The sequence below is a fragment of the Paenibacillus sp. FSL W8-0919 genome (assembly GCF_038003785.1).
Lineage (GTDB): Bacteria > Bacillota > Bacilli > Paenibacillales > Paenibacillaceae > Paenibacillus_AQ > Paenibacillus_AQ lactis.
The window spans coordinates 442017-454004 of record NZ_JBBOPV010000001.1; the positions used below are offsets into that span (position 1 = coordinate 442017).

Sequence of the window (11988 nt, forward strand, 5' to 3'; positions counted from 1 at the left end):
ATCGTAAGTTTTTCCCTACTTGACCATCAGTCTCGTATTCGCGATGTAAATGATATCGTCCGGGTCGATCTTGCACGGCTTATCCGGCTCGAGCTTTGTCTTCGAGCCTTTTCCGCCGCGTTGGATTCCCGTACCGTTCCGCGATTCGACGTCCTCGATATACCAAAGCCCGGCCACGCGGTTCAAGACGGCGTGGTTTCTGCTGATCAGCGATGCATACTCGGCATCGGACAGATCCACGTCCGCTTCTCCGTCCGCGGAGCTCTTGCCGATCAAGAGCGAGGTTTCGCCCTGGATATACCATTCCTTCGTACGTTCCCCCTCCTCGTTCAGCAGGATCAGCTTGGAGATTGGCGAAGCCGCTTCGAAAGCCTGCTCACTGGGGATGGATCTTTTGCGCGCATAATATACGATGTAGCCGGTGAGGATGGCAGCAGTGACGATGCCCGCCGTCCATTGAAGAACCGTGCTGTCACTGTAAACAAATACATAAATCAAGGCGAAAGCCGAAAGCGCTGCAATCGCCAGATCCATGGCGATCAGCCAGCCGGATCTCTTCGGACTGCCCTGCGCCTGATGGTCGGCTGCCAAGCCGGATGAATCTCTCAACGTTATTCCCTCCGTTACTTAAGGAAATCGATAATCAGGGTTTTCCCTTCCGAATGCCAAAAAAGCGCTCGAAGGTCTGGTTCGTATCAATCGGGCCTTCCTTTCCCGCACGGGGACTGCCGTCCTTCGGAACGGATTTGTCCCGCGGAGAAAACCCGAAGAATTGCGAGAATTGCTCCTCCATCCGGGACGGATCGAAGGGCTCGCCATGCCTGTCCCCCGCTCCCCGGGAACCGCCTGAGCCGCGTCCTCCGGCCTCATTGCTCCTCCGGGATTCGCCCGCCCTCCCCCGGGTGTCATACTTCTCGCGGGCTGCCGGGTCGGCCAGCACCTCGTAGGCTTGCTGTACCTCCCGAAATTTTCGGGCGGCCTCCTCGCTTCCTTGGTTCACGTCCGGATGATAGCGTTTGGCCAGCTTCCGGTAGGCTTGCTTAATGTCTGCTGCGGTGGCGGAAGGCTCCACCCCAAGCACCTTATAAAAGTTCATGCTGCTCATCACCCGTTAATGTTTGACTTCAAAAAACGCCTCGCCTCTTCGCAGCGGGAAAAAGCCGCATGGTTTGATGCAGCGGATATGGAATTAAGAGGCCAGTGACGGCCTCTTAATGTTCCACCGGTTTTGCGAAGGCTCTAGGCTGTATGTAAGTAAACTAAACTGCGTATCCGCCTTCGATTTTTGCAAGCTCGGTTTTGTCTTTCTTTTGCTTGATCAGCACGCTGAACGTACCGACCCCTTCGCTGTCGCCGAAGGTTTCCTTGTAATCCACAACGAAAGCGTTCGGGAAGTACACCTTGCGGACGACCTGGTCAGCCGCAATAACTTCCAGCGTAACCTTTCGGTAGCAGTCCGCCTTCTCGGCAGGTACCAGCGACCAGGTAGCCAGCTTGAGTGTATCGTCCGCAGCTTCGCCGTCCACCGCCGTGATGATTTTGCCCGTGATCAGCAGCGTTGCGCCCACATCCGTCGATCTGGCATTGGAGTCGTCCGGCGTGTCCGTGTCGTAAGTAACCGTCTTGATGTTATCGAGTCCGAGCTCGATCGTTTCTGCGCCTTCCACTTTCAATCTGAATCCCATGTTCATTCCTCCTAATGGATAATTGCTTCCCGCCCGGAAATGTTTGCGGACGGGTGTATGTTAAGAAGCAACCGGCGAACCGGTCGCCTCCAACATATCCTTGATGCCGGACCGGTCCCCCTCACCGCCGCCTTGATCGCCGCCGTGCTCCGGCAAACTCGGTCCGAAGGATATCGATATTTGGTGTAACGTTCTTACGCTTTGACCGCGGATGCGCTCTTCGTGATCGTGACCTCCAGATTTTTCACATTGCCGTTATAGGCAAGATCGATCTGGCAAAGATTGGTCTTCTCGTCGATCGTGAAATTCATGTCATCGCCTTCCTGAAGAATGGAGTTGACGAATCCGCGCGTCGACATCCAGCGGCTCTTCTGGCTGCTCGGGTTGTTGCTGAAGAACCGGATGATGTTCTCATGCTTGAAGTCTCCGGTCTGGAAGCGCAGCATCCGCTCGATATAGGTGCTCACCAGCGTCTTGTACAAGGCATCGTAGCCGTCCTCGGCAGGGGCCATGCTTCTTGCTTTGTATACCGTAATCCGCCGGATATCCTTATCCTGCAGCTGTGAATTTTCGGAGGAGAAGACAAAGCCGAAGTTGCGGCGATTGATCGCATCCTTGATGTTGTTCGTAAAGCCGGAGATCTCCTTGGCCATGGTCGTTACGGCCCTCAGGCTGTTGTCGCCGGCCTCGATGTCAAAGCGGACGCCCGGATACTCCCTGCTGACATTCTTGAAGTTCTCCCGCAAATACTCAGGGCACTGGCATGCGGAAATGATGCCTGCGGCCACGTAGGAGGCACCGACATATACCCCCTCGATCCACAGCTTCAGAATGTCCTCCTTCTCCTTGGATAGCTGTACGCCGTGTTCGGTTTGCAGCATTCTGCTGTCGATGATGACGCCGGACTTGTCCTTCGGAATAATCGTGAAGTTCGGAAGGCATGGAATCGCGAATTCGCTGTATTCCTTGCGGGCCAGCACGGAGCATTTGTCGATATATTTGTCCACGCCTGACGTTGCCAGGTTGTTAAATGTCGTCTCCTCGCCGGTCTCAAAGCTGAAAAACACTTGAACCTTATAGTTCTTTACCGTCTGCAGCAGCATGGTGAGGGACTCCATCGTATTCCCTTCCTGCTTCTGCGCCTTCTCGCTGCCGCGGAAGCGTTCACGGCTGATTCTTGCTCTTCCCGAGGACTCCAGCTCGATTGACGGCACGATGCCGAACCATACCGTGTCCGTGAAGTCGTTCTTGGAGTTGACCGTGTTCAGGTAAGCTTCAAGCCTTGAAATATTCGTGCTCTTCGTCAGCATATCCAGCTTCGTATTCGTCACAAGGAGCGATGGCTGCATGCCGCGGTTCTTCGTTGTATATTGGTCGAAAAACATTTTGACGCCGATGATTTTCTCAACCAGCGGCTTCACGGTCTTTACGAAATCGTCTTTGGCGTTCTTGTAAAACTCCAGATATGTATTGTAATTCCGAACCTCGGTCTCGATATCGATCTCATTCTGCACGGACGGCAGCGGACAGAAGGTGCGGACCACCAGATCCTTGACATAGGCGGAAGGCGTCTCGGTAACGGCATCGTAGTCCTCTTCAAATACTTGAGCCAACTCGCCGGTTGCCGATTCCTCCAATAGCACCAGCTCGGTGCTGCTGCTCTTCGGCGCTTCAATAATTTTCAGCTCGCCGTTGTCGCCGATGGACAGCATCCCGATCTGAACGGCCTCTGTCTGCTTGTCCTCCTGGGATCCACCAAGGAGCAGGCGCATCTTGATGTCTTCAATGGCCAGCGGCAGCATCGCCATCACATTGTTGTAGTTCTTGCTGGCCTCCTCAAACATCATATTGAGCTTGTCCCCTAGCTCCAGCTTCTTCGGATCGTCTTCGTCCAGACTCTCGTATTGCCCGTGCAGGTAATGGATCTCCTTGCGCACCTGACGAATGTCGTCCATCACTTTCTTGGGAGAGATCATATCGAGCAGATTCTCGAATTTAAAGTCCACGTTCGGAATGCCCTGACTTTTCTTGGTATCAATCAGGGTAAAGAGCATTTTCAGAAAATCATTATCCTGGTTTACCTGTATTTCCGAGATCGCTTCGGCAGGAATGCCCTCCGGCTTCTTCAGTGTGTACACGACCCGTTGATTGGCCGCGTTGTAGAAGGAGTAGACCGTAGGCGAAAATTTGATTAGAAATTCGTCAAAGCTTTTGACCAGCAAATGCCGGTTAATCTCTTTGATCTTCTCATCGCTGAGGCTGTCGATTCCCCGAACATCGCCCACCAGCGTAAGCAGATCCAGCACTTCCGGATTAATCTCCTCGAATAGCATCGTTCGATTCGTTTGATTAATAATGTCCATGGTCAGGGCTATCGGAATATCGCATGATCCCGATAACGTCCTCCTCTCTATCCTCTAGTGCTTCGTTCCCCCTTGATGATCACGATTATCATATTAAGCATATTGAATTTTTGTCAAATCAAGGAAGAATAGTTCTTTAATCTCAGTATCTGCGCCCTAATTCCTGTTTTCCCTACTATTTCCTTCCGATTAATGTCTCTACTAACAATGAACTTCCAATTATTCTGCACAATAAAACATTTAGCATGAAAAATTTTCATAGTTTTACAGGGCTTTTTTAGGAATAATCTACCTTTTTTTATAAATCTTCGTACCTAATGCTAAAAATTTTGTCGATAAAATCTTCTTGAAAATTGTTGGGTTAATCAGTATTTTGTTGAATAGGTGTATACTGCCAGGAATAATCATCCAAATTTGATTTATAACGGATATCCATCTTATGAAAAAGGATCGGTGGACGATGATGTTCAGAAATCGATGGATTCGGATGCGATCCGGCATAAGCCGATCCGTTTCCTTAGTCATGATACTGCTCCTTGCTTCAATGCCGGTGAGCCTTGCAGAACCTTCGGACTCTGAGGGAGCTGAGGAAGTCGGCTCCAAGAGCCCGATGACGATCATGGTGATCGACACCAGCTATTCCATGCGGATGAGCAAGGCAGACTTCACGCTCCGTGAAATTCTCGACATCCATCGGGAGCTCGCCGGATCCTCTTCCCTTACGGGATATATCGCCTATAACGAAGAACTCTCGGACGAGCGGCCGCCGGCAGCGAATGGAAGCGCCAATCAAGCGTCCATGCTTCAGTCTCTGGAGGGGATAAGCTTTACAGGCTTTTCTGATCTGCCCCTCGGATTAAGTACAGGCGTTGATCGCGTATTGGCGCATCGGGCCAAGGGGCATGACGGTGAAATTCGGCTGCTGCTGTTGTCTGACGGGGGAATGGATTATCGCGGCGGCGATGCCGGCGGAGCCGGTCAGGCCCGGCTGGCCGAGGTCATCGATCAAGCGAAGAGCAGCGCAATTCCGATTGATGCCATTGCGATTCATCCGGCGGGAGCCGCGGAGCGCGAAAGACTGCAGCTGCTTGCGGCGGATACCGGCGGGGCCTACGCCGAAGCGGCCAGACCGGGAGAAGCGGCAACCGCGGTCCGCCATATATTGGCCGCTTCCTCCAAGGCTCCTTCCGTATTTCTTCGCGCGCTTCCGATTTGGATCGGAGCCGCGGCGGTCGTACTGGCCGGAGCTGTCGCCTACGCGCTGACACGTCCTGCAAAGGCGTTGTCCGGAAGATTGGAGGGCTTATTCCTTCGTACGGCAAGCGGAAGCAGCCCGCCGATGAAGCACTGGCTGCTGAACCATGCCGGCCGGCAGGAGCCGTTGACGCTCCAGCACTTGTTCCGTCAGCTGGATGTTCACGAGCCGCTGCCTGAAGCTTCGCGTATCCGGTTTATAGCCGGACGCGGGAACCGCCTGCTCGTTAAGAGCAGCAGCCGCTGCGTAATTATGAAAAACGGCAGAGTCATGCCTCGGGATCGGAGGATCGTGTTAAATGACCGTGAGCAAATCTATATTACGTTTGAGGACGGACGTACCGAGCTCGTTTTAACTTATAGAGCGTATCGGGCAGGCCGCGGGCCGAAGACGCCTTCGGCCGCATCTCTGAGTATCCCTGAAGATACAGCAAGCAAGCCGGCCTAAATTGGCCGGCTTGCTTGCTGTATTTCCCATGCACTATTTACGGTACGATTCTTCATAGGGAACGGCTGAGCGGCTGTTCATGCGATTCCAGCGATAACGCTCGACTAAAAGGGCTGCCTTCAGCAGCGATAGCGACGGTCTGCGCTCACGAATCGACAGCCCTGACATTATGACGCGGGACAGGAACGGGCTCAGCTTCGGAACCAGCTTACGGATCGGAATCAGCCGATCTTCAATAAGGCGTTCGCCGATATCGGAAGGCGGCTGACCGGATAGAGCCGTATACATCGTCGCACATAGGCTGTAGACATCGCTATGCGGCCCCTTCCGGGATGACTCCGAATACAATTCTAGCGGCGAATAGAAGGTAGATGTCATGATGCTCCGGTCCCCATCCTCGCCGCCCCATCGCGCAGAGCCGAAATCAATTAAACGGATCTCTCCGCTGCTCAGCACCACCACATTGGCCGGCTTGATGTCCAGGTGAATGCAGCCTTCGCCATGGATATACTGAACAGCCGCGACGAGTAACGGCAAAATTCTGTTCAGCAGCGCTTCCGCAGACAGCTTCCCCTCCTGCAGCAATTTCTCAAGCGTTCTCCCCCGCAGATACTCCATCACGAGATATACCGTTCCATTCTCGCTGAAGTGACACTCATGCCGAACGATACCGGGATGCCGAAGCCGCCGCAGCGTTTCCGCTTCCCGGACAAAAGCGTCCTTCAATTTGTCGAATTTCGTCCGGTTGGGGCGCATTCTGCACAGCACCTGCTTGCCGTCAAGATCACGCAGCGACAACGCCTTCGGATAAAACTCCTTAATCACGGCAAGCCCGCCTTCAGGATTACGCCCAAGATAGACAAGTGACAGCTCGCTTTGGGCGATGATTCTTTTCACAAGATATTTGCCGTGCAATACGGTATTACGCTGCAAATATGGCCCGTCCTTTTCCGGTTTCATGCCTTCCTCCGCCTCTTTTGCTCTAGTTCTATTTAGAATTTCATATTCGAGATGGATGACACGAAACCCTTGCAATCGGCCAAATGAATTCCATTAAATGATGCGCATACTGCTATTCGGTTTTTCAATTGCGATATTGCGGGGTTGGTATATAATGGTTACAAATTGATTACCGAATATATCAATAAGAGCAGATAGTGATTCATGGCGTCTTTGACTTCCTGCTCTACCTCTGCAATCCCTGCACCGCATGTCTAATAAAAGCCCGCTCCCGGCGGGCTTTTATTTTTGCATTTGCTTAAGCGGGTTTACGGGCAGCTGCGGTTAAGGGGCAATTCAAAGACCGGCTCTTCAGGTATAGTTAGCTTTTCGAATGTGCAACAAAGCCCTGTTTCATTTTTTTGCGGCGAAAAACTGTAACTTTATGCTCCGCTTATACGTGAATTACATAGAGAGGAGGGCAGGAACCTGAACAGTCTGGAATCGATTTATCAATATTACGTCAAAGACGTTTACCGTTACTTGTACTCCCTCTCTTATGATCACCATACGGCAGAAGACCTGGTACAGGAAACCTTTTACCGGGCGTACCTGTACCTTGAGGATTGGAAGAATGAACGAATCAAGCCATGGCTATTTCGCGTTGCCCATAACGCTTATGTGGATTATCAGCGCAAGGCAAGCCGCAGCATCGTCAAGGATGCCGCCTTTTTCGCTCGGATGGTCGACCGGGATACGCCGGAGATCACCCTGCTCCAGCAAGAAGTCCAAAGAGAAATTGGACGAATGTTGGCCGATATTCCGGAGAAGCAGCGGCAGGCGGTGCTCCTGGTGGATTTTCACCAATTCACCTACCAGGAAGCTGCGGATATTATGGGCATCACGTTATCCCATATCAAAATCACCTTATTTCGAGCCAGGCAGCGGCTGCGGGAAATGAAACGAAAGGACGGAAGGTTATGAGCGAAGATTTCAAGCAGCGATTGAGAGATTATGCGGACGGCAAGCTGACGGACGAGGAGAAAAACGAAATCGAACGGGAAATGGAGAAGCTGGAGGAATATCAGGCTTATTTAAACGAATGGATGGATAACGAACCGGACAATGCTGGATCTAAGCGCCCGGCCGATGTTCAGAACGACCTCTCACCCAAGAAGGAAAAACGCATTGTTCGCAGGGCCAAATGGAAAGCCCGAATCTCAAATACGTTGACAGTGATAACCGCATTCCTGGTGATTACCTTTCTTAGCTCGATCGGTACCGCGCTGTTCTACGGTGTCGGCGATCCGAGCCGAAACGATAAATATCGGGATGCCATTGCTTCGGCCATCTCGATCACCATGCCTAACATTAACGTTTCACTGAACAGTCAGGGCAAAACCTATTTCATGCAAGAGATATACGGAGATATGGAAAAGCAAGTAGGAAGCGAACGAGTGACTGTCGGTGAGTACACCGTCAACTTCCTGTTTGGGCTGCCTTCCGTCAATGCGGATTGGAAGAATGGCAGCTCGCGTCAATCGCAGATATTCTATCGGCCGGACCCTACTCCAGAGACTTCTTCCGCGAATCCAAATGAAGATCCCAGGGAACAGTCAAACAAACAGACAGCAAGCGCCTCTTCCGCAAAAAGCGGTGACTGGTCCCGGCTCGAGAAGCTTCCCGAAGGCACCGTGGCCGAAGCCTATGTATCGTTTAACCGTTTCTTCACTACGGATGAGCTGCTGAAGCAATTCGAGAAACGGAACATGGAGCCCGTCTGGTTTGCCGTGGATACCGGACCGGAGGACCGGTTCGGCAATCATGATGGCGTAATCACCGACCCTGTCGGCTTTCCATCCTATCCCGTCTGGCATCATGACGATTTGACGATCACCTCCTATAAGGAAGAAAAGCGCGGCTGGTTCGGCAAAATCGTGTCCAGCGGCGGACATTATCCGTCATTGGACACCTACGGGGACGGGAAGCTGCGGAATGCTCACTTCATCAAATCACTGCGGCTTATGCAGGAGTATAAACTCATTAGCGAGCGGGTAGCTCCGTTCATTGACGTCGACGCTTCATTGGCTTACGTAGAGGAGAATGGCGTTCATCTCTATGGTGCCGTCATTACCGGTCCCGTCAAGGAGCTGCTGACGCTGCGCGAGGTTTCCTGGGTGCATGACCTGCGTGTCGGGGAAGTACGGCTGTGGAATTGGAACGAGTAATTATTTTTCACCGAACCTCTTGGCGACTCGGAGCGAATATATAGGTGAGGTCACATTAAAGGAGGAGCAAGCTTGCAAGGTTCAGACTTAACACCGTGGCTGCAGCGACTAAAGGAGGGGGACAAGGAAGCATTCCGGTATGTTTATGATCGAACCGTCGATAATGTGTACCGAACGGTGGCTCTTCTTGTATCCGGCCGGCAGGATATAGAGGATATCATGAATGAAATTTATTTTAAGCTGTGGCTCTCGCTACCCAACTATGACCCCAATCGTCCCTTTCGGAATTGGCTGCACGGAATCGCGATCCGGCAGGTTCAGGACTGGAGGCGCCGAAAATGGCGTAAATTCCGCCTGTTCGAGCGCCAAAAAATGCTTGAAATCCAGCCCGAGCACCCACGGACGGACCGGGTCATTGTATGGAACGAGACAAGCCGAGAATTGCTCGAGCTTCTAAATCATTTATCCTACAAGCTTCGAATTGTCGTTGTTCTCCGGTACTATCATGAATACAGCCTAACCGAGATTTCCGAGCTGCTCGCGGTCCCGATCGGGACCGTGAAATCGAGGCACCATCAAGCCTTGAAAGAGCTTCGCAAACATTCTGTAGAGCTGGATTTAGAAAAGGGAGGTGATTGCTTTGTCCATTGAAGAACGGTTGAAGGATCACATGCATCAGGCGGCTGATCATCTGAATATCCCGCAGGATCTATATGACAGCATATTACAATCGACGGAGGAACGCATTTCCGACAGAGATCGGTTAACCCGAAAATCACGTAGTCGCAGCATCATTCGTAATGCCTTTGTGATCGGAACGGCAGCTGTTTTCATTGTCGTTGTCATCGTGTCCTCTGCCTTCATTTCCCCCGTGATGGCCGAAACCCTAAGCCGCATTCCAATGATGCATAATGTGTTTAAGCTAGCAGGCGACTTAGGATTAAAGGCAGCTGAGCAGAAAGGGTTGGCCACGGAAACGGATTACTATGACACACACGAGGGCTACACTTTGACGGCATCACAGGCTATGTTCGACGGCATGCGCGGAGCTATAGCGCTTCAACTGGATGAGGCAGGACATCCCGCCTCCCTGTTTGATCCTTTCGCTCGCGGCCAATCCGAAGCTTCATCACTAAAAAGCAAGGGTTCCTTTCAAGTGATGAGGGCCTTCATCAATGGAACAGAAGAAAGCATTACTTGGGATATCGGCCCCGGCAACGATGCGGAATCCGCCATTGTCACGATTACCGGAGCGTCTTCGGACCAAGCTGCCCGCAGGCCTGTGCTGCCGGAAACGTTTAATTTGACGCTTGAGGTTAGGCTCGAGATGATCCCGGAGCCGTTTATCCTGCAAATTCCGATGCGCAAAAATACAGATAATCATATCCTATATCCGGAAGCGGAGAAATCATCAAGGCAAGTTAGCTGGAGGCTGGAAGAAATGGAGCGCTCCCCAGTCTCCACTCGCATGGAGCTGGTATTAAAAGAGACTTCTTCGGATGAACGGACCATTTACTTTGAAGTCGTAGGTCAAGACGGCACAGAAATAAAAATCATTGACCTCTACGCTAACGATATGAAACAAGGTTACCGTCGCTTGGACATGCTGTACGAGCCCCTTCCTTCCGATCATCAGTCATTCACGATTAAGCCGTTCCGTTATGTGTATGGAGACTCCCCTGACGCTTGGGAGAAAGAATACATCAAGGATCTGGAATTGACTGTACCGATCGAGGGAAATGACTAAAAATTTTCGAATCACTGGAGGAAACATACATGAAAAAATCGATAAAAGCAATGACGATCCTGACGGCTGCAGGCCTTTTAATGACTTCCGCACCGCTGTTGACTACGCATGCCGCAGCCAAAGCCAATACTTCTGCTGCCGCGGCTTCTTCCCTCAAAAAAATCGATCCCAAATTAATATCCGAGGCACAGAAAAAGCTGAAAGATGCAACCGGTAAAAGCTATTCTTTCAGCAAAGTGGAAAGTTGGAAAACAGGAAATGATACCGGCTGGACGCTTACGATTAAGGGAGCCCATTACAGTTACGTCAACATTACCAATAATAAAATAGACTCCATCCAACTTGAACAAAAATGGGCGGATCTGCAAAGCTCCAGCAAAGAGACTATCCAATCGGTGCTCAAGGATCTGGATGTGGAGTCGCTGCCCGAATCAGCCACGCTTACGGTCAGCTATTCCGGCAAGCAAGCCGATTCAGGCAAGGTTGAAGTGTTTACACACGTAGATAATCATTACATTACACTTCTTGACGGCAAAGTTAAGCGGGTGATGTCCACCATACCAGTTGAGTCGGTATCTCAGGACATACAGGATGCAGCGAGCGAGGTTACCAAAGGATTCCAGGGCCTGAGCCTCGGCAAACTGACGAAGGCGTCCTATGTTACCGAAAAGGGCAAATCTCATTTCGAGCTGACATTCCAAGGAACTTCCGCAAAAATGCCGATCTTTATAAGCATTGACGAAGCGTCGCGGGGAGTTACGATGTTTGAAGTATCCAGCCTTCAGGATTCCGCAGCCGAATATACCAAAGGGTATAAGAATCTAATGAATATGAGCGAGGACAAGCTCTTGCAGGCTGCCATTCCACTTGCCCAGAGCAGCATGAATCTGGATTTGACCGGGTACAAAGCTGCCAAGGATAAAGATCTTCCAGGAACCGTCCATTTTACTATGAAAAATAAACAAAGCGTAGAAGGCGTGTATAATTCGAAAGGGCAAATCTATGCTCTCAAGTTAAAGTAACCGCTGCTCCTTCTAAGACGGCTCTCTCCATAAAGTATGCCCTGATCATCGAGGAATTGAGCCCAGTGGGAGATCAATTAAAGCGTTGAAAAAATGGGTGTCGGTACGCTGATCTTCCCCCCATCAAGTAGACAGCATTAAAACGGATAGGCTTTAAGCAACCTTGGTACGGAGTTCCACCGTATCAAGGTTGTTTAAATTTTTCTGTGGCCACCTTCGGAAGTGACTTGATCCAACGCGCACCCGACGCTTCATTTTATTATAGTTGAAGACGATTAACGAAACGAAACAGCCAGTCGCCG

Annotated in this window: 11 protein-coding genes; 6 read left to right on the forward strand and 5 right to left on the reverse strand. The window is 51.2% G+C overall.

The genetic code is table 11. From position 1 onward, the window contains the following. Positions 1-15: 15 nt before the first annotated feature. The 4 genes from NST44_RS01835 to NST44_RS01850 all read right to left on the reverse strand — a co-directional run bounded on the left by NST44_RS01835 (position 16) and on the right by NST44_RS01850 (position 4048). On the reverse strand, positions 16-609 hold the full coding sequence (locus NST44_RS01835) for an FHA domain-containing protein (RefSeq protein ID WP_340897537.1): 594 nt from the start codon (positions 607-609) through the stop codon (positions 16-18). A 34-nt stretch (positions 610-643) separates the two neighbouring features. Continuing rightward, entirely contained in the window at positions 644-1096 is a 453-nt protein-coding gene (locus NST44_RS01840; RefSeq protein ID WP_340897538.1) for a J domain-containing protein, read from the reverse strand. Between the two features lie 163 nt (positions 1097-1259). Further along, on the reverse strand, positions 1260-1685 hold the full coding sequence (locus NST44_RS01845; protein WP_340897540.1) for a membrane-associated protease 1: 426 nt from the start codon (positions 1683-1685) through the stop codon (positions 1260-1262). A gap of 194 nt (positions 1686-1879) precedes the next feature. Further along, on the reverse strand, positions 1880-4048 hold the full coding sequence (locus NST44_RS01850) for a transcriptional regulator (RefSeq protein WP_340897542.1): 2169 nt from the start codon (positions 4046-4048) through the stop codon (positions 1880-1882). 460 nt (positions 4049-4508) lie between these two features. Here NST44_RS01850 and NST44_RS01855 point away from each other — a divergent pair, with 460 nt between their 5' ends. After that, on the forward strand, positions 4509-5750 hold the full coding sequence (locus tag NST44_RS01855) for a vWA domain-containing protein (RefSeq protein ID WP_340897543.1): 1242 nt from the start codon (positions 4509-4511) through the stop codon (positions 5748-5750). A 33-nt stretch (positions 5751-5783) separates the two neighbouring features. Here NST44_RS01855 and NST44_RS01860 read toward each other — a convergent pair whose 3' ends face one another. Further along, complete coding sequence (locus NST44_RS01860; RefSeq protein WP_340897545.1) at positions 5784-6710, reverse strand: serine/threonine protein kinase; 927 nt, start codon at positions 6708-6710, stop codon at positions 5784-5786. A gap of 468 nt (positions 6711-7178) precedes the next feature. Between NST44_RS01860 and NST44_RS01865 the strand changes: the two genes are divergently transcribed. The 5 genes from NST44_RS01865 to NST44_RS01885 all read left to right on the forward strand — a co-directional run bounded on the left by NST44_RS01865 (position 7179) and on the right by NST44_RS01885 (position 11686). Next, positions 7179-7673, forward strand: coding sequence for a sigma-70 family RNA polymerase sigma factor (locus NST44_RS01865; protein WP_340901406.1), 495 nt, complete (start codon positions 7179-7181; stop codon positions 7671-7673). Then, on the forward strand, positions 7670-8917 hold the full coding sequence (locus tag NST44_RS01870; RefSeq protein WP_007132506.1) for an anti-sigma factor: 1248 nt from the start codon (positions 7670-7672) through the stop codon (positions 8915-8917). The genes NST44_RS01865 and NST44_RS01870 overlap by 4 nt, the downstream gene beginning before the upstream one ends. 72 nt (positions 8918-8989) lie before the next feature. Continuing rightward, the gene (locus NST44_RS01875; protein WP_007132507.1) at positions 8990-9568 is read left to right on the forward strand and encodes a sigma-70 family RNA polymerase sigma factor; all 579 of its coding nucleotides are present in this window, start codon (positions 8990-8992) and stop codon (positions 9566-9568) included. After that, a complete protein-coding gene (locus NST44_RS01880) occupies positions 9558-10664 on the forward strand; it encodes a DUF4179 domain-containing protein (RefSeq protein WP_007132508.1) in 1107 nt (368 codons plus the stop codon). Before NST44_RS01875 ends, NST44_RS01880 begins: the two co-directional genes overlap by 11 nt. 29 nt (positions 10665-10693) lie before the next feature. After that, positions 10694-11686: a hypothetical protein gene (locus NST44_RS01885; protein WP_210094189.1), complete on the forward strand. Its 993-nt coding sequence runs from the start codon at positions 10694-10696 to the stop codon at positions 11684-11686. Positions 11687-11988: the final 302 nt, after the last annotated feature.

What these genes read in the sequence shown, in the direction of transcription:
- NST44_RS01885 (WP_210094189.1), top strand. Translation starts at nt 10,694, where the DNA reads ATGAAAAAATCGATAAAAGCAATGACGATCCTGACGGCTGCAGGCCTT.
- NST44_RS01850 (WP_340897542.1), bottom strand. Translation starts at nt 4,048, where the DNA reads ATGGACATTATTAATCAAACGAATCGAACGATGCTATTCGAGGAGATT.
- NST44_RS01840 (WP_340897538.1), bottom strand. Translation starts at nt 1,096, where the DNA reads ATGAACTTTTATAAGGTGCTTGGGGTGGAGCCTTCCGCCACCGCAGCA.
- NST44_RS01870 (WP_007132506.1), top strand. Translation starts at nt 7,670, where the DNA reads ATGAGCGAAGATTTCAAGCAGCGATTGAGAGATTATGCGGACGGCAAG.
- NST44_RS01845 (WP_340897540.1), bottom strand. Translation starts at nt 1,685, where the DNA reads ATGGGATTCAGATTGAAAGTGGAAGGCGCAGAAACGATCGAGCTCGGA.
- NST44_RS01860 (WP_340897545.1), bottom strand. Translation starts at nt 6,710, where the DNA reads ATGAAACCGGAAAAGGACGGGCCATATTTGCAGCGTAATACCGTATTG.
- NST44_RS01855 (WP_340897543.1), top strand. Translation starts at nt 4,509, where the DNA reads ATGATGTTCAGAAATCGATGGATTCGGATGCGATCCGGCATAAGCCGA.